A 22,832-nucleotide genomic window follows, 5' to 3' on the forward strand; every position below is an offset into this window, starting at 1 on the left:
CTCCCACATTGACCGAGTTGATGGCGGGGGGTGTTTACACCCCCTGGCTACGCAACCAGCTCATCAGCTGCGGCAACGGAAACGCCCCGCTCTGGCGCGCCACTTCGCGACCGTTCTTGAACAGAATCAAACTGGGAATAGAACGAATCCCCAACTGCGCCGACAGCTGCTGATTAGCCTCACTGTCCAGCTTCGCCAGCCGGCACTTACCCTCTAGCTGCCCGGCAGCCTGCTCGAATACCGGCGCAAACGACTTGCACGGCCCGCACCAGTCGGCCCACACATCGACCAAAAGCGGCAGGTCGCCCTTGATCTGGCTGGCATAGTCGCCCTGTTTCAAATCAAAGGGTTTGTTCAGCAACACCGGCTGCTTGCAACGCCCGCACTTGGGCGCATCACCCAGGCGTTCGCCGGGGATGCGGTTGAGGCCGTTGCAATGTGGGCAGGGGATGACAAGAGGTTCGGACATCGGAGGCTCCTTGGAGGCGGCTATTGGCTTCAATCTGGTGTCGGCGACGCGGTTTATCAACACTCTAAAAAAGGACAAAGCATGAACGACGCTCTGAAACTGGCCATTGAACATTGGCCTTACGTTGCAACGCTGCTGCGCAAACCCCAAACCGAGGATGATTATGGCGTCCTGGTCGAGGCGATTGATGAGCTGCTCGATATCACAGGAGAAGATGAAGACCATCCAATGAGTGGGCTACTGGACATCATTTCTGACTGGGTGGAGGCCTATGATCTGGAGCATCAGCGTATGCCTCAGATCTGATGAGCCTACTCACCGCAGAATAATCCGACCGTCTTTAGGACTTACGACGAACAACTAATCTCCAAATGCTTGCCCCAATCCGGTGGCCGCTGCGCGTACTGCTCCATCCCCGCTTGTTCCTCAAACGGTTTGGAAAGCACCTTATGCAGCCGCCGCACTTCGCTGTAGTCGCCTGATTCGGCGGCGGCGATGGCGTTTTGGGCCAGGTAGTTGCGCAGGATGTACAGCGGGTTGACCGCGTGCATGCGCTCACGGCGCTGTTCCTGGGTGTCATCCCCGTCCCGCGCAACGCGGGCCTTGTACTGCTCGGCCCAGGCGTCGAACCCGGCCAGGTCGACAAAGTCGTCGCGCAAACGCGTCACGGCCAGCGCCGCGGACTCATCCCCCAGGCGGCGCAAGAACAGCGTGTAGTCCACGCCACTGTTCTGCATCAGCTTGAGCAAACCCTCCACCAGCGTCTGGTCATCCTCTTCGGCGGTCGTCAGCCCCAGGCGGCGGCGCATCAGGTCCAGGTAGTGCGCCTGGTACAGCGGCAGGGACAGGCCGAGGGCTTCTTTCAGTGCGTCAACGCTGATGAACGGCGTAAGCGCCTGGGCCAAGGCGCTGAGGTTCCACTGCCCGATCGGTACCTGGTTGCTGAAGGAGTAGCGCCCTTCATGGTCGGAATGGTTGCAGATGAAATGCGCGTCAAAATCATCGAGAAACGCGAAGGGCCCAAAGTCGAAGGTAATGCCCAGGATCGACATGTTGTCGGTGTTCATCACGCCGTGGCAAAAACCATAGGCCTGCCATTTGGCGATCATTTCGGCGTTGCGCTCGACGATTTCGCGGAACATCGCCAGGTAAGGCTCGGGTTGCTCGCGGCATTCGGGGTAGTGCAGGTTCAGCACGTGTTCGGCCAACTCGGCCTGCTGTTCGGGTTTCTTGGTGTAGTAGAAATATTCGAAGTGCCCAAAGCGGATGTGACTGTGGGCCAGGCGCAAAACCATGGCGCCGCGTTCCTGTTTCTCCCGCCATACTGGCGTGTTGGAGCCGATCACGCACAGGGCACGGCTGGTGGGGATGCCCAGCGCATGCAGGGCTTCGGAGGCGAGGAATTCACGAATCGAAGAGCGCAACACCGCGCGCCCGTCGCCCATGCGCGAGTAAGGCGTCATCCCAGCGCCCTTGAGGTGCAAATCCCAATGCTCGCCGGCCTCGTTATAGACCTCGCCCAGCAATAACCCGCGGCCATCGCCCAGTTGTGGCGTGTAGCCGCCGAACTGATGCCCGGAATACACCATTGCCCGCGGTTCTGCCTCGGCCCACAGCTTGTGGCCGCCGAACAGCTCGGCAAATACCGGCGTTTCGGCCACGGCCGGGTCGAGGTCAAGCAGGGCCATGGCAGCCTTGCTCGCGACGACCAGGCGCGGCTCGTCGAGGGGCTCGGGTAATACGTGGGTCGAGAATGCATCGCCCAGGCGTGCGAAGCGGTTGTCGAAGGTCAGTTCGTCGAGGGCTTTCACCGGCCATCTCCAGCAGAATGTCCGAGCATTCTGCTGGGGATAGGGCGTTTAGTCGAGTTTGCTGGGTGGTGGCTCCGGCGCATCCACCACTTTGCCAGCAGGAGGCTCGGGGGCGTCGGGCTTGTCGAGTGGCTCGGCGATGGTCTTGCGCTCGTCTTCGGCCGGCACCAATTTGTATTCCTGGCCGTGAAGATTCTTCAGGTAGATTTCCATCTGCCGGAACGAGATGTTGATGTGCTGTTTCTTGAATTCACGATTGATATAGCGGTTGACCTCGTCCAGCACCGGGTTACGGTCGCCCAGGTCGCGAACATGCATGCGCAGTTCGTGGTCGAGGGTGCTTTCGCCGAAGTTGAGGAAGTACACATGGGGTTCCGGCTCTTTGAGTACCCGTGGGTTTTCTCGCGCCGCCTTGAGTAGCAATTCCTTCACCAGGTCCAGGTCGGAGCCGTAGTCCACGCCCAGTTTCAGGGTGACACGGGTGATGGTGTCGGTCAGCGACCAGTTGATCAGTTGCCCGGTAATGAAGGTCTTGTTGGGGACGATGATGTCCTTGTTGTCGAAGTCGGTGATGGTGGTGGCGCGAATGCGGATCTTGCTCACCGTACCCGACAGGTTGCCAATGGTGATGGTGTCGCCAATGCGCACCGGGCGTTCGAACAAAATCATGATGCCGGAGATGAAGTTGGCAAAGATCTCCTGCATGCCGAAACCCAGGCCCACCGACAGCGCGGCAACCAGCCATTGCAGTTTGTCCCAGCTCACGCCGAGGGTGGAGAGCGTGGTGACAAAGCCCACGCCTGCAATGATGTAGGACAGCAAGGTGGTGGTGGCGTAGGCGCTGCCTTGGGCCAGGTCCAGCTTGGACAGTACCAAGACTTCCAGCAGGCCGGGCAGGTTGCGCGCCAGGGCGAAGGTGATGCCGATGATAATCGACGCGCCCAGCAGGTCGCCGATGCTGATGGGCACCATGCTGATATTCGCACCTGTGCCGCTGGTGTATTCGTACAGGGTGACGTTGTCCAGGTAGGAAAATACCGAGATCAGGTCCGACCACACCCAGTACAGCGCCGCGATAAAGCCGCCGAGCAGGGCCAGACGGATCAGTCGCATGGACTGTTCGTTGACCTGCTCGATGTCCAGGGTCGGCTCTTCGATCACCGCTTCGCCGTCACCGGCCTCCTTGGCTGCCTGGCGTTTGGCCAGGGCGCGGGCGTAGGCCAGGCGCCGTGCGGCAACACCCAGGCCGCGCACGAAGGTGGCTTCGATCACCAGCCAGAACATCAGCAGGTACAGGGTATTGATCAGCCGGTCGCTGAGTTTCAGCGCGGTGTAGTAATAGCCAAAGCACACGGCAATAAACAGCGCGATCGGCAGGGCGGTGAACACCACGCCGATAGCTTTGCGAAACAACGAGGCCTTTTCGTGGGTTGGGCTGTTCAGCAGCAGGCGGCCCAGCAGCCAAGCCATCAGCCCGTAGCAGGTCAGTACCACGGCGATACCCAGCACGTCGTCGGCCAGCGCCGCCGGTTGATGTTCGGCAATTGCGACCACGGCCACCAACGCCAGTACCACCAGCCCGAGCTTGCGTATCCAGCCTTGCAGGAATTCGACCTGGGGCCTTTCCCAGCGAAAGTGCAGCTCCGCCACGCCGCCCGGCGCGAGGATGCGGTAGGCGGTGTAGAACACCAGCCAGGCCTGGGCGATCTGCAACAAGGCCGCGCCCAGGTTGGCGTTTTGCCCGCGGGCGTCGATCTGCAACGCATAGCCGCACAGCGCCAGGCCCAAGGCCACGGGCATTGCCAGGAGGATGTTGATCAGGATGGCCTGCGGCGTATGCCACTGGCTGTCGCGCTTGAAGTGGCCGATGTCCTGGTGAACCTTTTTCAGGCGCACATACAGCGCATTGCGACGCCACAACAGCGCGCCGATCAGCAACAGCAGCGGCAGGAACAGCAGTGGGCGTTGGGTCAGGCCGTCATACAGCTCGCTGACGCTGGACGCCCAAGGCAGGGTGGTGACCTGCTTGCTCAAGTGCGCCGGTACGGTTTCCAGCCATTCGGTGTCCAGCGGCTTGTTGCTGGGGATCCAGAACATTTGCTCGTCGAGCGTGGCGCGCAGGGTGCTGGCGGTGCTGAGCAGTTGTTTCTGGTTCAGTTGCAGGGTGATGGACTCGTTGAGCAGTGCGCTCAGTTCGCGGCTCAGGCGTTCCAGCAGGTCGCTGCGGGTGATCGCCACTTCCAGCAAGGTGCGGCGCAGTTGCGGGGTGACCTCATCCGGGGGCTGGTTGGCCAGCAGGTTGTCCACATAGGTGCTGGGGGAGCTGATCAGCTCACGCTGTTGGTTGACCTCGAACTGGTACAGGCGAATGTTGGCGATGTCGTCGGCCAGGTCTTTGTCCACGGTGAGACGCGGCAGGGCCTGCTTTTGTTTATAGAGAATCTTGGACAGCAGCAGGCTGCCCTTGAGCACGTTGATCTGCTCGTCCAGGGCCGAATCGCTTTGGGTCACGGTGTCCAGTTGCTGCTTGGTCTGCAGGTTTTTCTGGGTCAGGTCGTTGAGGCGGTCGGTGCTTTTGAGCAGGTAGTCGGACAGCTTCAGGTTGTCTGCGCTCTCCTTGGCAAGGATGCTGCTGCCGCCGGCTTTCTGCGCCTCGATGGACTGTTGGGTCACCGTCTGCTGGGACTGGGCCAGGCGTTTCTGGTTGATCAGGGTTTGCAGGTCCTGGATTTCTTGCTCCAGGCGTGCGGTTTTTTCCTGGATCAGGTCGTGCTGGCTGTTGCCCAGGTCTTGCAGCTGGCTGTTGCCGGCCAATTCTTGGCGGCGCAGGGGAATCAAGGCATTCAGGGCCGCCAGTTCGGCGTTGAGCTGGTTGCGCTGGTCGCCGCTGAGGGGTTTGCCATTATCTTTGCCGAGCTTGAGCGTCGCGTTGATTTGCTGGATGCGCGTCTGGCTGCTGCTGATTTCGGTCTGGGCGCGCTCGGGGCGGGTCTGGGCGGCGATGGTCAGGCTGTTGGCGTCGGCCAGTTCTTTTTGCAGGTCGCCTTGCTGGGTGCTGCGTTGCACCAGCAATTGTTCGAGCTGAGGCACCGGCAGGCTGGCGTAGCGTTGGGCCACCGGGATGATTTTGGTGGCCTTGAGGCGCGCCAGCTCACGCTGGTTCTCATTGGTCTGGCGCGGGGCCTCTTCCAGCTGGCGCTTGAGGTCGGCCAGGCGCTGCTCGTAGTCCTGCTCATTGCCCAGGTAGGTCAGGGTCTGTTGCAGGGTCGCCTGCAGCGCCTTCATGTCGGCGTCAGGCAGCTTGCGGTCGGGCAGTTTATCCAGGCTTTGCTGGACGGCTTCGGCGCTGGGCGGGTCGGCGGCGTATACGCTGCCAACACAAAGGGTCAGGCCCAGCAGGGCAGTGGCGAGAAAAGTACGCAGGGTTGGCATAGAGACCGGTCTTGCAAAGTGAAGAATCGGGGCGTTGTTGTCCCGCAGTTTAGAGGAAGAGTCCGGGGCCCGGGCGACTTCCTTCGGGGAATCTGACGCCGACTTTGCCAATCTTGTTCCCGTCCATGACGGCGACGGTCCAGATGGTGTTGTTCCATTCCACCTGGTCGCCGACTACCGGTGCACCGCCGACCTTCTGGGTAATGAAGCGGCTCAATGGCATGTCCGGGTCGATACCTTCAAGCTTGAGCCCGTACAAGGCCGAAACCGCGCCCAGCTGGGCATCGCCTTCCAGTACGAAGTCGCCGAAGAAGCGCAAATCGAGGCCCCGTTGCGGTGCTTGGCTGAACAGTTTGCCCAGGGCCGGCAGGTTGTGTTCGTGGCCGATCACACAGAGCAAATCGCCGACTTCCAGCACCGTACTACCCGACGGATGGAGCAGTTGCTGGCCGCGAAACAGCGCCGCGATGCGCGTGCCTTCGGGCATTTTCAGCTCGCGCAGGGCCGCGCCGATGCACCATTTCTCTGCACCCAGGCGGTAGACGAACAACTCCCACTCGCTGGTGACGTGCACTTCCAGGGCCGCGCGGGAGATCGGCGCCGGGTCTGGCGGTACGGTGACTTTGAGCAACTTGGCCACCCACGGCAGGCTGGTGCCTTGCACCAACAGCGAGACCAACACGATAAAGAACGCCAGGTTGAAGTACAGCTGTGCATGGGGCAGGCCGGCCATCAGCGGGAACACCGCGAGGATGATCGGTACCGCGCCGCGCAGGCCGACCCAGGCGATAAAGGCCTTTTCGCGCCCGTGGAACGCCTTGAATGGCAGCAGGCCAACCATCACCGACAGTGGCCGGGCAAACAGGATCATCCACAGCGCCAAACCCAGGGCGGGCACGGCGATGGGCAGCAAATCGTGAGGCGTGACCAGCAGGCCCAGCACCAAAAACATGCCGATCTGCGCCAGCCAGGCCATGCCGTCGAGCATATGCAAAATGCCATGGCGGCTGCGCACCGGGCGGTTGCCGATCACCAGCCCGCACAGGTACACGGCCAGGAAGCCGCTGCCGTGCAGGGCGTTGGTCAGGGCAAACACAAACAGGCCACCCGCGATCACCAGGATCGGATACAGGCCGTTGGCCAGGTTGATGCGGTTGACCAGTTGCAACATCAGCCAGCCGCCACCCAGGCCTACCAGGCCACCGATACCGAATTCGCGGATCAGGTGCGTGAGCAGGCTCCAGTGCAGGCCGGTCTGGCCGCTGGCGAGCATGTCGATCAGGGTGACAGTGAGGAACACCGCCATCGGGTCGTTGCTGCCGGATTCGATTTCCAGGCTGGCGCTGACCCGCTCGTTGAGGCCCTTGCCGCCCAGCAGCGAGAACACTGCCGCGGCGTCCGTGGAGCCGACAATGGCGCCGATCAGCAAGCCTTGGATGATGTTGAGGTCGAACAGCCAGGCGGCGGCCATACCCGTGAGGCCGGTGGTAATCAACACCCCCACCGTGGCCAAGGACAGGGCCGGCCACAGCGCCACGCGAAAACTCGCCACCCGGGTACGCAAACCGCCGTCGAGCAGGATCACGGCGAGGGCGAGGTTGCCCACCAGGTAGGCGGTCGGGTAGTTATCGAAAATGATGCCACCGCCATCGACCCCGGCGGTCATGCCCACGGCCAGGATAATCACCAGGATGGGGATACCCAGGCGTGACGAAAGCGAACTCACCAGAATGCTCGCAGTCACCAGCAACGCGCCGATCAAGAACAGGCTGTTGATGGTCGTCGCATTCAAAGGCAGTACTCCAGTGCAGGGGAAGACAGGGCGCAAACTGACCATGCAGTCTGCGTGCCAGGGATTCTAACCTGTTGAATTGCTGCGCTGTCAAAAAGCTTTTGTGGCTGCACATCGCTCAAATGTGGGAGCTGGCTTGCTGGCGATTGCGGTGTGCCAGGCGCCATGGGCGTTGGCTGACAGATTGCTATCGCAGGCAAGCCAGCTCCCACAGGGTATGCGGTGTGAGCAAAGGCTTATTTCAGAGGCGGAACCTTCCGACCATCCCATTCAAGTCCACCGCCAATCGCGACAACTCACCGCTCGCCGCACTGGTCTGGCTTGCACCCGTGGCCGATTGCACCGACAGGTCACGGATATTCACCAGGTTGCGGTCCACTTCCCGCGCCACCTGGGCCTGTTCTTCCGCCGCGCTGGCGATCACCAGGTTGCGCTCGTTGATCTCCACAATCGCGGTGTTGATGGTGTCCAGCGACAGGCCCGCGCCTCGGGCGATGTTGAGTGTCGATTCGGCGCGCTCAGTGCTGTTGCGCATCGAATCTACCGCGTGTTCAGTGCCTGTCTGGATGCTGCCAATCATGCGCTCGATTTCGCTGGTGGACTGCTGGGTGCGATGGGCCAACGCGCGCACCTCATCGGCCACCACGGCGAAACCACGCCCGGCTTCCCCGGCTCGGGCTGCTTCGATCGCGGCGTTCAGGGCCAGCAGGTTGGTCTGGTCAGCCAGGCCACGGATCACGTCCAGCACTTTGCCGATATCCCTAGATTCATTGGCCAGGTCGCCGATCAGAGAGGCGGTGGCTTGCACGTCGGCGCTCCTGCGTTCGATGGCGCTGACGGTTTCCTGCACCAGGTCACGGCCGTCACCGGCAGAGGTGGTGGCGTTGCGCGAGGCTTCGGAGGTGCTCACCGCATTGCGTGCGACTTCTTCCACCGCGCTGGTCATCTCGTTGACGGCAGTGGCGGCCTGTTCGATTTCATTGTTCTGCTGGGTCAGGCCACGGGCGCTTTCGTCGGTGACCGCATTGAGCTCTTCAGCGGCAGACGCCAGCTGGGTGGCGGAGCCGGCGATACGTTGCAGGGTGTCGCGCAGTTTGTGTTGCATCTTGGCCATGGCCGCGAGCAGGCGCCCGGCTTCGTCGTTGCCGTCCACGGTGATCGGGCGCGTCAGATTGCCTTCGGCCACTTCTTCGGCGGCTTCTAGCGCCTGGGCAATGGGCAGGGTGATGCTGCGGGTCAGCAACCAGGCGAACAGCAAGGTCAGTGCCGTGGCAACCACCAGCAGGCCTACCACCAGGTCAAAGGCCATGTCGTATTGGTCTTTGGCGCGCTGGTTGGTGGCGTTGGCGTCGTCGTTATTGATATCCAGCAAGCGGGTCAAGACCGCATTGACCTGCTCGGAGTTTTCCAGCAACTCGGTGTTGAGCAGGCTGCGCAGTTCGTTGACCTGATCGGCGCGAGACAGGCTCTTCATGCGCTCTTCAATCTGGCGATACTGGCCCAGCAAGCGCACGTACTCGTTGTAGGCGTTGCGCTCTTCGGTGCTGGTGATCAGTTTTTCGTAGATGTCCTGGGCTGTGCGAATCTGCTGATTGCGCAGTTCAAAGGCTTCCAGGGTCTTTTGCTGTACGTCCGGCTCGCGGTTGGTCAGCAAGCGGTACGACAGCACGCGCAGGCGCAGGGTCAGTTGGGTGAATTCATCCAGGGCGCGAATGCTGGGCACGCTGGCCGAGGTGATGTCTTCGGTGGCTGCACGAATTTTGCTCATCTGGTTCAGGGCGAACACACCGAGCAACAACATCAAGGCGCCAATAAACGCGAAGCCAAGGAAGGCCCTCGGGGCGATATTCATATTACGAAGAGACATGCTGGAGTCCTGGGGGAGGCGCTATCCATGCGGCCATGAGACGAGGTGTGCCTGCGTTATCGGCCATGCGACTAAAGTCTTAAGACGCTGCGCGCTTTTGTCGCATCTGACGAAGGGTTGGGGGGATTGGAGGAACCAGATCGGGTAATTGCAGTCACTAAGGCTCGAAAGTGCGGCCCGGCCCCGATAAATCGGGCTGCACGCCGGGGATATCCCTGGCATCCGAGGTGAATTTTCTTTATCGTCACCGCCCTTTTAAAAGCCCGGGAAATCAAAATGTTAGAAGCATCTCTCAGCCAATTGGAACAACTGGTCAGCGACCTGGTACAGCAGAATCAAGAGCTGCTGGGCAGCAACGAATCCCTCAAGGCCGAGCTGGCCCGCGCCAAGGATGAAAACGACAGCCTGCAACTGAACCTGATGGAGCAGGAAGAAAAGCACGGCGCCACCGCCGCCCGCATCCAGGCGCTGGTTGAGCGTGTGAGTGCAGGGCCTGTCAGCGCATGAGTGAGGGCATAAAGGTCGTTTCGATTCTCGGAGAGGATTACTCGATCAAGGCACCGGCCGGCGAAGATCAGACCCTGATGCATGCCGTGACCATGTTCAAGGCCTCCCTGGCCGTGACCAAGAAAAAGTACCCGACCCTGATCGGTGACAAGCTACTGGTATTGGCCGCGCTGAACCTGTGCGCCGAGCAGATTGAAATGCAACAGGCTCACCAGCAGGAACTCGACCGTTACCAAGAGCAAGTCAGCGCCACGGTCGATGTGATTTCCAAGGTGATCGGTCAGCCTTAGAACCACTCGTCTTGCATGCCCAGGCACGTATCGTCGCGTGCCTCCAGAATCGCCAGTTCATGATGGCAGCTCGGTACTTCCCAGGTCAGGAAGTACCGGGCGGCCTGGAGCTTGCCCTTGTAAAAGGCCGCGTCAGCCGCTTCACCCTTGGCCAGCCCTTCTTCGGCGCGGATCGCCTGTTCCAGCCAGCGCCAGCCAATCACCGTGTGCCCGAACACTTTCAAGTACAGCGCCGAGTTCGCCAGGCTGCTGTTGACCTTGCCTTGGGCGAGATCAGTCAGCAGGCCAATCGTGACGCTTTGCAGCCGGTTTACCAGTTGCTCCAGGGGCTCTCGCAGTGCCGTGAGTGAGGGGTGCTTTTGCGCCCGGGCTCCGGTTTCGGCGATCAGGCGAATCAACTGCTTTAAGCCGGCGCCGCCGTTCTGCGCCAATTTGCGCCCGAGCAGGTCCAGGGACTGGATGCCGTGGGTGCCTTCATGGATGGGGTTCAGGCGGTTGTCGCGGTAGTACTGCTCCACCGGGTATTCGCGGGTGTAGCCGTGGCCGCCGAGAATCTGGATCGCCAGCTCGTTGGCCTTGAGGCAGAACTCCGACGGCCAGGATTTGACGATGGGCGTGAGCAGGTCGAGCAGTTCGTGGGCTTGCTTGCGCTCGGTGTCGGTTGCCAGGGTGGTGGTGTCGTCGAATAGCCGCGCCGCGTAGAGGCCGAGGTCAAAGGCGCCTTCCACATAAGCTTTCTGGGTCAGCAGCATGCGCTTGATGTCGGCGTGCTGGATGATCGCCACCGGTGCGGTGCTCGGGTCTTTGCTATCGGGCAGGCGCCCCTGGGGCCGTTCGCGGGCGTAGTCCAGAGAATAAAGGTAGCCGGCGTAACCGAGCATCACCGCGCCCATGCCCACGCCGATGCGTGCCTCGTTCATCATCTGGAACATGCAGCTCAAGCCCTGGTGCGGCTTGCCCACCAGGTAGCCGACACAGTTGCCGTTATCACCGAAGTTAAGCGCTGTGGATGTGGTGCCGCGCCAGCCCATTTTGGGGAACACCCCCGCCAGCAGCACATCGTTGCGAGCGCCCAGGCTGCCGTCCTCGTTGACTAGGAACTTAGGCACGATAAACAGCGAAATGCCCTTCACGCCTGCGGGAGCGTCCGGCAATTTGGCCAGCACCATATGCACGATGTTTTCCGACAGCGAATGGTCGCCACCGGAGATAAAGATCTTGTTGCCCTTGAGCCGATAACTGCCGTCAGCCGCTGGTTCTGCACGGGTACGAATGTCCGACAGGGAAGAACCGGCATGAGGCTCGGTCAGGGCCATGGTGCCGAAGAAGCGCCCGTCGATCATTGGCTGCAGGAAGCGTTGTTTCTGCTCCTCGGTGCCGAAGCTTTCGATCAGGTTGGCGGCGCCCATGGTCAGGAACGGGTAGGACGTCGAGGCGGCGTTGGCCGATTGGAAGTGCGCGAAACAGGCCTGTGACAACAGGGTCGGCAGTTGCATGCCGCCTGCTTCAAAGCTGCGTGCTGCGTTGAGGAAGCCGGCTTCAAGGAAGGCGTCCACCGCCGGTTTGACCTCCGGGATCAGGATCGCCTGGCCGTTTTCATAGCGTGGCTCGTTTTCGTCGTTCTTGCGGTTGTGAGGGGCGAAGTACTTTTCTGCGATATTGCGCGCCGTGCTGATCGCGGCATCGAAGGTTTCGCGGTTGTGTTCGGCAAACCGCTCACGCTGGGTCAGGCCCTCGGCATCAAGGACTTCGTACAGCTCGAAAGCCAGATTGCGGGAACTGAGCAGCGTCTCGGACATGGCGGCGTACCTTTGAAGGAGTTGGCCTGAGTCTAAGTGCGCGAATGGAGGGTGGGTAGCAAGATTGATCTAAGTGATACAGGGGCAGAACGAGATAAGGGCGTTACGACGCGGTCAATGTGGGAGCGGGCTTGCTCGCGAAGGCGGTAGATCAGTCAGTACATCTAAACCTGACACTCCGCATTCGCGAGCAAGCCCGCTCCCACACCTTTACTGCACTGTGTCAGTTAGCCGATGGTCATCAGGCTGGCGTTACCACCCGCCGCAGCGGTGTTTACGCTCAACGCACGCTCGATCACCAGACGCTCCAGCGCAATCGCCGTTTCGCCTTGTGACAGGCCATGCACCCCAACAATCGCCCCACCGCGCTGTGCCACTTGCTGGCACACCGCACGCAGTTGGTCGGAATCACCATGGTGCAGCACGGCGTCAAACACCACGTCGTCCTTGGTCCAGTCGGCCACGCGCTTGATCTTCGCCTGAATCTCTTTTGGCAGGCGTGGGAACAAGGCCTTGGTCAGCTCGGTTTCCGGCCATACCGCCGAACCACCGACAGCCAATACCGCCGCCAGTTGGGTCAGCAGGTCGCCTTCCACTTCGGCCAGGCACAGTACGTGCTCGCGCGGCAGGATGGCGTAGCTGTTGCGCTCGCCGGTCGGGCCGGCCAATTGGCGAGTGATACCGCTTTGAGACTGGGCGGCGAACTGCGTGCACAGGGCACTCAGCTCACTGAATTTATGGCTGTCGGCCCAGGTTTTCAGAGCGGTCAGCGATTGGCTCATGGCATCACGCAGGCGCACATCCGGCGCGGCCAACTTGTCGCCCCGTACGAAGGATTGCTCGATCGCATCGGTAGGACGAGTCGACAGCAAACGATACAGGTACAGCGGGCCACCGGCTTTCGGACCAGTACCCGACAGGCCTTCGCCGCCAAACGGTTGCACACCGACCACGGCGCCAACAATGTTGCGGTTGACGTAGACGTTACCGGCATTGACGTTGTCGATCACCTTGGCGATGGTCTCGTCGATGCGGGTGTGCACGCCCAAGGTCAGGCCGTAGCCGGAAGCGTTGATCTGGCCGATAAGCTGGTCGATCTCTTTACGCTTGTAGCGCACCACGTGCAGCACCGGGCCGAAGATCTCGCGTTGCAGCTCGTCGAAGCTTTCCAACTCGATCAGGGTCGGCATCACGAAGGTGCCGCGCTTGATCTCTTCACCGTCGGCAATCGCCACCTGGTAAACGTTGCGGCCTTTGTCGCGCATGGCCTGGATGTGTTTCTCGATACCGGCCTTGGCTTCGGCGTCGATCACCGGGCCGATGTCGACCGACAGGCGTTCCGGGTTGCCCAGGCGGCATTCAGCCATGGCGCCCTTGAGCATTTCGACCACACGGTCTGCCGAATCTTCCTGCAGGCACAGCACGCGCAGGGCCGAGCAACGTTGGCCGGCGCTGTCGAAGGCCGACGACACGACGTCGATCACCACTTGTTCGGTCAGCGCCGAGGAGTCCACGATCATCGCGTTCTGGCCACCGGTTTCGGCGATCAGCGGAATCGGGCGACCCTGGGCATCCAGGCGACCGGCGACATTGCGTTGCAGCAGGCGCGCCACTTCGGTGGAGCCGGTGAACATCACGCCTTTGACGCGATCATCACCCACCAGGCGGGCACCGACGCTTTCGCCCTGGCCTGGCAGCAATTGCAGCACACCTTCCGGAATGCCAGCTTCAAGCAGGATGCGTACGGCTTGGGCAGCCACCAGCGGCGTCTGCTCGGCAGGCTTGGCCAGCACCGGGTTACCGGCAGCCAGCGCTGCAGCTACCTGGCCGCTGAAGATGGCGAGCGGAAAGTTCCACGGGCTGATGCACACCACTGGGCCCAATGGGCGGTGGGCGTCATTGGTGAAGTCGTTGCGCGCCTGCACTGCGTAGTAGCGCAGGAAGTCCACGGCTTCACGCACTTCGGCGATGGCGTTGGCGAAGGTCTTGCCGGCTTCGCGGGCCAGCAGGCCCATCAGCGGCTGGATCTCGCCTTCCATCAGGTCGGCGGCGCGCTCCAAGATGGCAGCGCGTTCGGCGGGCGGGGTGGCCTGCCAGATCGGCGCGGCGCTGATGGCGCACTGGATGGCGTTGTCGACGTCTTCGACGGTGGCTTCCTGTACCTGGCCGACCACGTCACGCAGGTCGGAAGGGTTCAGCACCGGTTGTGCCGCTTCATTGCTGGCGGCGCAACCGAGCATCGGCGCGGCCTTCCAGTTGTTGTGAGCGGTGGCGAGCAGGGCGCAGGACAGCGAGGCCAGGCGATGTTCGTTGGCCAGGTCAATACCGGCCGAGTTGGCGCGGTCGCTGCCGTACAGGTCACGCGGCAAAGGGATGCGCGGGTGCGGCAGGCCGAAACCGCCTTCCTGGGTTGCCATTTGCTCGATGCTGGCCACCGGGTCGGCTACCAATTCCTGGATCGAGATGGACTGGTCAGCGATACGGTTGACGAACGAGGTATTGGCGCCGTTTTCCAGCAGGCGGCGCACCAGGTAGGCCAGCAGTGTTTCGTGAGTACCCACCGGCGCGTACACACGGCACGGACGGTTCAGCTTGCCTTCGGAAACCTTGCCTACAACCTGTTCGTACAGCGGTTCACCCATGCCGTGCAGGCATTGGAACTCGTACTGGCCGGGGTAATAGTTCTGACCGGCGATGTGGTAGATAGCCGACAGGGTGTGGGCGTTGTGCGTGGCGAACTGCGGGTAGATGACTTCCGGCACCGACAGCAGTTTGCGTGCACAGGCAATGTAGGAAACATCGGTGTACACCTTGCGGGTGTACACCGGATAGCCTTCCAGGCCTTCGACCTGGGCGCGCTTGATTTCGCTGTCCCAGTACGCGCCTTTTACCAGGCGGATCATCAGGCGATGGCGGCTGCGGCGGGCCAGGTCGATGACGTAGTCGATCACATACGGGCAACGCTTCTGGTACGCCTGGATCACAAAGCCGATGCCGTTCCAGCCAGTCAATTGCGGCTCGAAGCACAGGCGCTCGAGCAGGTCCAGCGACAGCTCCAGGCGGTCGGCTTCTTCGGCGTCGATGTTCAGGCCGATGTCGTACTGCTTGGCCAGCAAGGTCAGCGACAGCAGGCGCGGGTACAACTCGTCCATCACGCGCTCGTACTGCGCACGGCTGTAGCGCGGGTGCAGGGCGGAGAGCTTGATGGAGATGCCCGGGCCTTCATAGATCCCACGGCCATGGGAGGCTTTGCCGATGGAATGAATGGCTTGTTCGTACGAGGCCAGGTACTTCTGGGCGTCGTGTTCGGTGAGTGCGGCTTCACCGAGCATGTCGTAGGAATAGCGGAAGCCCTTGGCTTCGAATTTGCTCGCATTGGCCAGGGCTTCGGCGATGGTTTCGCCGGTGACGAACTGCTCGCCCATCAGGCGCATGGCCATGTCGACGCCCTTGCGGATCATCGGCTCGCCGCTCTTGCCGATGATGCGGCTCAGGGACGAGGTCAGGCCTGCTTCGTTGTGGGTGGCGACCAGCTTGCCAGTCAGCAGTAGGCCCCAGGTAGCGGCGTTGACGAACAGCGATGGGCTGTTGCCCAGGTGCGGCTGCCAGTTGCCGGTGCTGATCTTGTCGCGGATCAGCGCATCGCGGGTGCCTTTGTCCGGGATACGCAGCAGCGCTTCGGCCAGGCACATCAGCGCCACGCCTTCCTGGGACGACAGGGAGAATTCTTGCAACAGGCCCTGAACAATACCGGCACGGCCGCCGGCACTCTTCTGATTGCGCAGTTTTTCGGCAATGCTCGCGGCCAGCTTGTTGGTGGCTTCGGCCATCGGTGCCGGCAGGCGCGCCTGTTCGATCAGCATCGGCACCACTTCCGGCTCCGGGCGGCGGTAAGCGGCGGTAATCGAAGCGCGCAGCACCGATTGTGGCAGGATGCTCTCGGCGAACTCAAGGAAGCACTGGTGGGCGTGGTCGGCCTGGACCTCGCCGGCATCATCGGCCTCCTTGCTGCTCAAGCCATTGAGCTCGGACAGGGTTGCACCACCCTCGAGTTTCTCCAGGTAATTGAAAATCGCCTGCTTGATCAGCCAGTGCGGCGTGCGATCAATGGAGGTCGCGGCGGCCTTCAGGCGTTCGCGGGTCGGGTCGTCGAGTTTGACCCCAAGGGTGGTCGTTGCCATTTTTTTATCCTCATGGGTGCCACTACCGAGTGGCATCTGCTGGCGGCAAGATTAGCTTTGCCCATCCTGAGGTGCAACCGGGTGCAACCCTTTTGTTGGTTAAATGTTCGACGCTTGATCGGAAAAAATTAAACTCACGACGGAATCCGCTTCACGCTGGTGCATTTGCTTCTGAGATCGGCTGTTCTTGCTCCGAAAAGGAGCAAAAAAAGCGCGTTTGTCCTAAAACACACTTGGGTGCAACTTAATCGGCAGAAACTGGTTGCACCTTATTTGCTTTGTTGAATAGCATTCGCGCACCAAGGTGCAACCAACCCTCAGGGTGGGTTCATCGGCTGGCGGCTTTCCTGGGGAAACGCCAGTCATAAATGCGCGGCATGCAGGTTCGTCTATCCGGTTATCCACGGGTGGCCGTCCCCATGACCGTCGCTACATAAAAACAAAGCCAGGGCGTCACTCCTATGAGCGTTAGTAATCCAACCTTGATCACGTTCGTGATCTACATCGCAGCAATGGTGCTGATCGGCCTGATGGCCTATCGCTCCACCAACAACCTTTCCGATTACATCCTGGGCGGCCGCAGCCTCGGTAGCGTGGTGACAGCCTTGTCCGCCGGTGCCTCCGACATGAGCGGCTGGCTGTTGATGGGCTTGCCGGGCGCGATCTACATGTCCGGTCTGTCGGAAAGCTGGATTGCCATCGGTCTGATCGTCGGTGCTTACCTCAACTGGTTGTTCGTGGCCGGCCGCCTGCGCGTGCAGACCGAACACAACGGCGACGCCCTGACCCTGCCGGATTACTTCTCCAGCCGCTTCGAAGATAAAAGCGGCCTGCTGCGGATCATCTCCGCCGTGGTGATCCTGGTGTTCTTCACCATCTACTGCGCCTCCGGCATCGTCGCCGGCGCCCGCCTGTTCGAAAGCACCTTCGGCATGTCCTACGAGACCGCGCTGTGGGCCGGTGCTGCGGCGACTATTGCCTACACCTTCATCGGTGGTTTCCTGGCAGTCAGCTGGACCGACACCGTACAAGCCACGCTGATGATCTTCGCGCTGATCCTCACGCCGATCATCGTGCTGCTGGCTACCGGCGGCGTAGACACCACCTTCCTGGCCATTGAAGCCAAGGATCCGACCAGCTTCGACATGCTGAAAAACACCACCTTCATCGGCATCATCTCGCTGATGGGCTGGGGCCTGGGCTACTTCGGCCAGCCGCACATCCTGGCGCGTTTCATGGCAGCCGATTCGGTGAAGTCGATTGCCAACGCACGTCGCATCTCCATGACCTGGATGATCCTGTGCCTGGGCGGTACCGTGGCAGTGGGCTTCTTCGGCATCGCCTACTTCTCGGCGCATCCTGAGGTGGCAGGCCCGGTAACTGAAAACCCAGAGCGTGTGTTTATCGAACTGGCCAAAATCCTGTTCAACCCATGGGTTGCCGGTGTGTTGCTGTCGGCCATTCTGGCGGCTGTGATGAGCACCCTGAGCTGCCAACTGCTGGTGTGCTCCAGCGCCCTGACCGAAGACTTCTACAAGGCGTTCCTGCGTAAAGGCGCTTCCCAGCTTGAGCTGGTATGGGTCGGTCGCATCATGGTGCTGGTAGTGGCCTTGATCGCGATCGCCATGGCCGCCAACCCGGAAAACCGCGTACTGGGCCTGGTCAGCTACGCCTGGGCCGGTTTCGGCGCGGCATTCGGCCCTGTGGTATTGATCTCGGTAATCTGGAAACACATGACCCGCAACGGCGCACTGGCCGGCATCCTGGTCGGCGCGATCACCGTAATCGTGTGGAAACACTTCGAATTGCTGGGCCTGTACGAAATCATCCCAGGCTTCATCTTCGCCAGCCTGGCGATCTACTTCGTGAGCAAGATGGGCGCACCGACGGTGGGTATGGTCGAGCGTTTTGATGCTGCGGAAAAAGATTACAACCTGAACAAGTAATTCGCTGGGCGTTTAACGCCTGCTGAGCGAACAAGAAAGGCCCACGTCCCAAGGACGCTGGGCCTTTTTTATATGGGCTTATTGATGCAATTGCCGTTGATGCCTGTGGATTCCAGTGGTGCTCACGTAGGACCTTACTTATTTGCCAACGCAGCGCTCGGCCAGGCGAACGGCTGGTGCAGAATCGGCCGCTCACCCTTCGCAGAGAAACACCGGATGTTCGCTCCTGCCAACCAACCTGCATTTACCCTGGCCCTGGATGGGGCGCCCAGTGACTTCAAGGTGTTCGCATTCAACGGCACTGAGGCCATCAGCCAGCCTTACCGGTTTGAACTTGAGCTGGTCTGCGAGCAGCCGGATATCGACCTGGAGGGCTTGCTGCATCGCCAGGTGTACTTGGGCTTCGATGAGCAGGGGCATGGCGTTCATGGCCTGGTGTATCGGGTTGCCCAGGGCGACTCGGGCCGGCGCTTGACGCGCTACCAGCTCAGCCTTGCGCCGCATCTGGCGTACCTGGCGCACAGCAGTCACCAGCGTATTTTCCAGCATAAGACGGTGCCGCAGATTGTTGCCCAGGTGCTGGCCGCGCAGGGGATTCACAGTGACCGCTTCGAGTTCCGGTTGAGCGGTGATTACCCTGAGCGTGAATATTGCGTGCAGTTCGGCGAGAGCGACCTGGCGTTCATCCAGCGCCTGTGTGCCGAGCTGGGGATTCATTATCATTTCCAGCATTCCCCAGAAGGGCACCTGCTGGTGTTTGGTGATGATCAGACCGTGTTTGCCCAGATGGATCAGCCCACGCCTTACCGGCCGGGTTCGGGAATGGTTGCCGATACCCCTGGGATCAAGCGCTTCACCTTGCAATTGGCGACCCGGACCACGGCGTTGAATCTTCGCGATTACGACTTTCGCAAACCCCATGTCGAGCTGGAAAGCGCAGCCGTCGATGAGTCTTTGCCCAAGCTTGAAACGCAGCACTACCCCGGCAATTTTTCTGACCGAGCCCATGGCAGGTACCTCGCCCAGCGTGGCTTGGAGCGGCACCGCAGCGACTACCGCAGTGCCCATGGCCAGGGCGATGAGCCGGCATTGGCCAGTGGCCGGTTTTTGCAGTTGCGTGAGCACCCCCGCGAGGACTGGAATGATTTGTGGCTGGTGACGCAGGTGCGCCATGAAGGCAAACAGCCCCAGGTGCTGGAAGAGGTGGTCACCGAGGAGGAAGGTGGGGAGCTGCGCCAGGGGTATCGCAACACATTTGTCGCCGCGCCATGGGATGCGGTGTTTCGTCCGCCTTTGCCGGAGCCGCCGCGCCCGACGGTGTCGGGGTATCAAAGCGCGGTGGTCACCGGCCCGGTTGACAGTGAGGTCCACTGTGACGAGTACGGCCGGGTCAAGGTGCAACTGGCCTGGGATCGTGTCGGTGAGCACAACGACCATTCCAGTTGCTGGCTGCGGGTCGCCAGTGGCTGGGCCCATGACCGTTATGGCGTGGTGCTGATCCCCCGGGTCGGTATGGAAGTGCTGGTGGGGTTCGTCAATGGCGACATGGACATGCCGCTGGTGGTGGGGTGCCTGCCCAACGCTGCCACACCTGTGCCCCTCGACCTGCCCGCGGACAAGACCCGCAGTCTCTGGCGTAGCCAGAGCAGCCCTGGCGGTGGCGGCTACAACGAACTGCGTATCGAGGACCGCAAGGGCGCCGAAGAAATCTACCTGCGCGCCCAGCGGGACTGGACCCAGCATGTGCTGCATGACCAACAGGTACAGGTCGACAACCGGCGTCGCGTGCAGGTGGGCGGCGAGTCGCGCCATGAGTTGCTGGGCGAAGAGCAGCGCATCACCCAGGGCAACCGTTTAACGCAGCTCAAGCAGGATGACCATCTGGTGGTTGGCGGTTCGCAGCACATGCGTGCCGGGCAGACCATTGCGCTGGGGGCCGGGCAAAACATCATCATTGATGCGGGTGCCAGCGTGACGATCCAGGCGGGCGGGCAGTCGATCACGTTATCAGCGGGCGGGATCTTCAGCAGCGTGCCGATTCAGCTCGGCAGCGCGCCTGCCCCGACACCGGCGCCGTTGATGCCTGGATTGAACGAGACTTTATTGGCGGTGGTGCCCGCGCCGTTAAGCCGTGCGCAAGTGGTCAGCCTGAAACGCAGCGCGCCGTTCTGCGAAGAATGTGAGCGCTGCAAGAACGGCCAGTGTGACATCGACGCCCATGCACGGAGTGCGTCCTGATGCCCGCGCTCTTGACGCCCAATGCCTGGCTGGCGCAATACCCGCTGCAGCCTGATGAACAGCTGTACGCCGTGCTGGGCAATGCCAGCGACGCCAAGCCGCTCGCCGTGTGGCAAGCCACGGCTGTCGCAAAGATGCCACGACCGATCTGGGCGGGCACGGCTTACGCTGACTGGGATGAGGTCATGCCCTACGTTGGCGTCGTTGAGCCGAGCAGTGCCTTTCTCGATTGGATAGCCACCACCCAAGCGCCGGATTGGGGCTGGCTGGCGGTCTCTTCCAGCCCGCTGGACGTGGTGATCGCGCATTTGAAGGGCTTGACCCAGGTGTACCTGCCGGAAAGCCAGCCGGTGTTTTTGCGTTTCTGGGACGGCGCGCACCTTTTGCCGATCCTGCAGTTGTTAGGCGACGAGGCTGCGCACGTGCTGCCGGTGTTCCAGCGCTACTTGATCAACGGCCAGCCGCTGTCGGTGGCCCCCAAATCAGTCACCGCGGCCCCCACCAGCCCCTGGTGGCAGGTGCCGGCATCGTTGCTGACGCCTATGGCGCAGCAGTCACCACAGGTGCTGGTCGACAACCTGCTGCAATGGCTCCAGGAGCAGCGCCCTGACCTCTACACTGCGTTTGCGCCAGCCACCTTGCAGCACAAGGTCGCCTACTTCGCACGCAGGCCGCAAATCAGCCATGGCGCATTGGCTGATTACCTTGCCTCGCAACTCAGTTGAGCCCCTGGCGATAGCGTGACATCCGTGCCGCCTGCCGTGCGGCCCTGCACCTTTGCGTCGGTAGAAGGTAAACTTCGCCTCCTGCGCAGGAGCAACCATGAATTATCGTCACGCCTTTCACGCCGGCAACCATGCCGATGTCTTCAAACACCTGACCTTGACCCGTCTCATCGCCCTGATGTCGCGCAAGGAACAGCCGTTCGCCTACCTCGACACTCACGCAGGCATTGGCTTGTACGACTTGCAGGGCGACCAGGCCAACCGCACCGGTGAATACCTGGAAGGCATCGCCCGCCTGTGGGGCGCAAGCGACCTGCCGCCGCTTACCGCCGACTACATGCGCGTGCTGCACGAGATGAACCCGGATGGCCAGTTGCGCTACTACCCGGGCTCGCCGGAACTGGCGCGCCGTCTCACGCGGCCCCAGGACCGTGTGCTGCTCAACGAGAAGCACCCCGAAGATGGCGTGCTGCTCAAGGACAACATGAAAGGTGATCGCCGCGTCAAAGTGCACCTGGGCGAAGGCTGGCATGTGCCACGGGCCTTGTTGCCGGTGCCGGAAAAGCGCGCGCTGATGCTGATCGACCCGCCGTTTGAAAAGCTCGACGAAATGCAGCGTTGCGCCGCGTCCCTCAAGGAGGCCGTTAGCCGTATGCGCCAGACGGTGGCGGCGATTTGGTACCCGGTGAAAGACCAGCGCATGTTGCGCCGTTTCTACCAGGACCTGGCCGGTACCGGTGCGCCGAAATTGCTGCGTGTGGAGTTGCTGGTGCATCCGCTGGACACGCCCAATACCCTCACCGGCTCGGGCCTGGCGATTGCCAACCCGCCGTGGGGGTTGGAAGAAGAACTGCGTGAGTTGCTGCCATGGTTGTCCAAGCAACTGGGCCAGACCCAAGGTGGCTGGCAGATGGATTGGCTCATCGCCGAATAACCGATCTCAATCCAAACGCAGGACCCAATGTGGGAGCGGGCTTGCTCGCGAAAACGGTATATCAGTCAGCAAATTCAGTGACTGACACTCCGCTTTCGCGAGCAAGTCCGCTCCCACATTTTATTTGTATTGCTCCCTAGATCGGGCAGGTCACGCCAGTGCCGCCGATCCCACAGTAACCCTGCGGATTCTTCGCCAGGTACTGCTGGTGATACGCCTCGGCGAAGTACACCGTCGGGGCTTCTTCGATTTCCGTGGTGATCTCACCCAGGCCGGCCTTGCTCAGCTCTTGTTGATAAGCCTGGGCACTAGCCTTGGCCGCCGCCAGTTGCTCAGGTGTGGTGGCGTAGATCACCGAACGGTACTGGCTGCCGATGTCGTTGCCCTGGCGCATGCCCTGGGTCGGGTTGTGCAGTTCCCAGAACATCTTCAGCAGGTCTTCGTATTTCACCTTGGCCTGGTCATACACCACCAGCACCACTTCGCTATGGCCGGTCAGGCCCGAGCAGACTTCTTCATAAGTCGGGTTAGGCGTGAAGCCGCCGGCGTAGCCGACCACGGTGCTGACCACGCCGTCGCGCTGCCAGAACTTGCGTTCTGCGCCCCAGAAGCAGCCCAGGCCGAAGATCGCAAAGCCGACATCATCCAGGAACGGGCCCAGCAGTGGGTTGCCGTTGACGAAGTGCGTTTCAGGCAACTTCATTGGGGTTTCACGACCAGGCAACGCTTGTTCTTGGGTAGGCAGCACGTTTTTGTTCACCAGAATTTCCGAGCGCAAGACCATGATCAGTCCTCTCGTCAGGTTGAGTAACAGTAAATTGTCAGACAGCCAGTGTGCCCG

General features: G+C 61.3%; 15 protein-coding genes and 1 pseudogene. 7 read left to right on the forward strand and 9 right to left on the reverse strand.

All coding sequences use genetic code 11. From position 1 onward, the window contains the following. Positions 1–34: 34 nt before the first annotated feature. Positions 35–469: a thioredoxin TrxC gene (trxC, locus tag CER19_RS09400; RefSeq protein ID WP_032893915.1), complete on the reverse strand. Its 435-nt coding sequence runs from the start codon at positions 467–469 to the stop codon at positions 35–37. 81 nt (positions 470–550) lie between these two features. On the opposite strand from trxC, the gene CER19_RS09405 reads away from it, so the two are divergent. Further along, positions 551–775 carry a hypothetical protein gene (locus CER19_RS09405; protein ID WP_116666218.1) on the forward strand — a complete coding sequence of 75 codons (225 nt, stop codon included), beginning with the start codon at positions 551–553 and terminating at the stop codon, positions 773–775. A 41-nt stretch (positions 776–816) separates the two neighbouring features. On the opposite strand, the gene selO is transcribed toward CER19_RS09405, so the two are convergent. The 5 genes and pseudogenes from selO to CER19_RS29400 all read right to left on the reverse strand — a co-directional run. Beyond that, entirely contained in the window at positions 817–2,280 is a 1,464-nt protein-coding gene (gene selO, locus CER19_RS09410) for a protein adenylyltransferase SelO (RefSeq protein ID WP_116666219.1), read from the reverse strand. A gap of 48 nt (positions 2,281–2,328) precedes the next feature. After that, the gene (gene mscK, locus CER19_RS09415) at positions 2,329–5,712 is read right to left on the reverse strand and encodes a mechanosensitive channel MscK (protein ID WP_116666220.1); all 3,384 of its coding nucleotides are present in this window, start codon (positions 5,710–5,712) and stop codon (positions 2,329–2,331) included. Between the two features lie 49 nt (positions 5,713–5,761). After that, positions 5,762–7,504 carry a potassium/proton antiporter gene (locus CER19_RS09420; protein ID WP_044270843.1) on the reverse strand — a complete coding sequence of 581 codons (1,743 nt, stop codon included), beginning with the start codon at positions 7,502–7,504 and terminating at the stop codon, positions 5,762–5,764. Between the two features lie 241 nt (positions 7,505–7,745). Further along, positions 7,746–8,618 (reverse strand): methyl-accepting chemotaxis protein, encoded by an 873-nt coding sequence (locus CER19_RS29395; protein ID WP_371921542.1) that lies wholly within the window; start codon positions 8,616–8,618, stop codon positions 7,746–7,748. A 30-nt stretch (positions 8,619–8,648) separates the two neighbouring features. Beyond that, positions 8,649–9,371 (reverse strand): annotated as a pseudogene (locus CER19_RS29400) (MCP four helix bundle domain-containing protein); the annotation flags it as partial. A gap of 276 nt (positions 9,372–9,647) precedes the next feature. On the opposite strand from CER19_RS29400, the gene CER19_RS09430 reads away from it, so the two are divergent. Next, a complete protein-coding gene (locus CER19_RS09430) occupies positions 9,648–9,878 on the forward strand; it encodes a hypothetical protein (protein ID WP_003187970.1) in 231 nt (76 codons plus the stop codon). Continuing rightward, a complete protein-coding gene (locus tag CER19_RS09435; protein ID WP_116666222.1) occupies positions 9,875–10,168 on the forward strand; it encodes a cell division protein ZapA in 294 nt (97 codons plus the stop codon). The genes CER19_RS09430 and CER19_RS09435 overlap by 4 nt, the downstream gene beginning before the upstream one ends. Here the strand turns inward: CER19_RS09435 and CER19_RS09440 are convergent. Further along, the gene (locus CER19_RS09440) at positions 10,165–11,967 is read right to left on the reverse strand and encodes an acyl-CoA dehydrogenase (protein ID WP_116666223.1); all 1,803 of its coding nucleotides are present in this window, start codon (positions 11,965–11,967) and stop codon (positions 10,165–10,167) included. The two genes, CER19_RS09435 and CER19_RS09440, sit on opposite strands and share 4 nt — an antisense overlap. Before the next feature lie 227 nt (positions 11,968–12,194). Beyond that, complete coding sequence (gene putA, locus CER19_RS09445; RefSeq protein ID WP_116666224.1) at positions 12,195–16,148, reverse strand: trifunctional transcriptional regulator/proline dehydrogenase/L-glutamate gamma-semialdehyde dehydrogenase; 3,954 nt, start codon at positions 16,146–16,148, stop codon at positions 12,195–12,197. Between the two features lie 461 nt (positions 16,149–16,609). On the opposite strand from putA, the gene putP reads away from it, so the two are divergent. The 4 genes from putP (at position 16,610) to CER19_RS09465 (ending at position 21,991) form a co-directional block, all read left to right on the forward strand. Further along, on the forward strand, positions 16,610–18,094 hold the full coding sequence (putP, locus tag CER19_RS09450) for a sodium/proline symporter PutP (protein WP_116666225.1): 1,485 nt from the start codon (positions 16,610–16,612) through the stop codon (positions 18,092–18,094). A gap of 216 nt (positions 18,095–18,310) precedes the next feature. Beyond that, entirely contained in the window at positions 18,311–20,332 is a 2,022-nt protein-coding gene (tssI, locus tag CER19_RS09455; RefSeq protein WP_116666226.1) for a type VI secretion system tip protein TssI/VgrG, read from the forward strand. Next, positions 20,332–21,057, forward strand: coding sequence for a DUF4123 domain-containing protein (locus CER19_RS09460; protein WP_116666227.1), 726 nt, complete (start codon positions 20,332–20,334; stop codon positions 21,055–21,057). The genes tssI and CER19_RS09460 overlap by 1 nt, the downstream gene beginning before the upstream one ends. A gap of 97 nt (positions 21,058–21,154) precedes the next feature. After that, the gene (locus CER19_RS09465) at positions 21,155–21,991 is read left to right on the forward strand and encodes a 23S rRNA (adenine(2030)-N(6))-methyltransferase RlmJ (RefSeq protein WP_032893901.1); all 837 of its coding nucleotides are present in this window, start codon (positions 21,155–21,157) and stop codon (positions 21,989–21,991) included. Between the two features lie 136 nt (positions 21,992–22,127). On the opposite strand, the gene msrA is transcribed toward CER19_RS09465, so the two are convergent. Beyond that, entirely contained in the window at positions 22,128–22,775 is a 648-nt protein-coding gene (msrA, locus tag CER19_RS09470) for a peptide-methionine (S)-S-oxide reductase MsrA (protein ID WP_034134734.1), read from the reverse strand. Between the last annotated feature and the right edge of the window lie 57 nt (positions 22,776–22,832).

The sequence above is a fragment of the Pseudomonas sp. GL93 genome (assembly GCF_003408955.1).
Lineage (GTDB): Bacteria > Pseudomonadota > Gammaproteobacteria > Pseudomonadales > Pseudomonadaceae > Aquipseudomonas > Aquipseudomonas paracarnis.

Excerpts from the sequence above, each read along its gene's own strand:
- msrA (WP_034134734.1), bottom strand. The coding sequence starts at position 22,775 with ATGGTCTTGCGCTCGGAAATTCTGGTGAACAAAAACGTGCTGCCTACC.
- tssI (WP_116666226.1), top strand. The coding sequence starts at position 18,311 with ATGTTCGCTCCTGCCAACCAACCTGCATTTACCCTGGCCCTGGATGGG.
- CER19_RS09430 (WP_003187970.1), top strand. The coding sequence starts at position 9,648 with ATGTTAGAAGCATCTCTCAGCCAATTGGAACAACTGGTCAGCGACCTG.
- CER19_RS09465 (WP_032893901.1), top strand. The coding sequence starts at position 21,155 with ATGAATTATCGTCACGCCTTTCACGCCGGCAACCATGCCGATGTCTTC.
- CER19_RS09435 (WP_116666222.1), top strand. The coding sequence starts at position 9,875 with ATGAGTGAGGGCATAAAGGTCGTTTCGATTCTCGGAGAGGATTACTCG.
- CER19_RS09460 (WP_116666227.1), top strand. The coding sequence starts at position 20,332 with ATGCCCGCGCTCTTGACGCCCAATGCCTGGCTGGCGCAATACCCGCTG.
- CER19_RS09405 (WP_116666218.1), top strand. The coding sequence starts at position 551 with ATGAACGACGCTCTGAAACTGGCCATTGAACATTGGCCTTACGTTGCA.
- putA (WP_116666224.1), bottom strand. The coding sequence starts at position 16,148 with ATGGCAACGACCACCCTTGGGGTCAAACTCGACGACCCGACCCGCGAA.
- putP (WP_116666225.1), top strand. The coding sequence starts at position 16,610 with ATGAGCGTTAGTAATCCAACCTTGATCACGTTCGTGATCTACATCGCA.
- mscK (WP_116666220.1), bottom strand. The coding sequence starts at position 5,712 with ATGCCAACCCTGCGTACTTTTCTCGCCACTGCCCTGCTGGGCCTGACC.
- CER19_RS09440 (WP_116666223.1), bottom strand. The coding sequence starts at position 11,967 with ATGTCCGAGACGCTGCTCAGTTCCCGCAATCTGGCTTTCGAGCTGTAC.
- trxC (WP_032893915.1), bottom strand. The coding sequence starts at position 469 with ATGTCCGAACCTCTTGTCATCCCCTGCCCACATTGCAACGGCCTCAAC.
- CER19_RS29395 (WP_371921542.1), bottom strand. The coding sequence starts at position 8,618 with ATGGCCAAGATGCAACACAAACTGCGCGACACCCTGCAACGTATCGCC.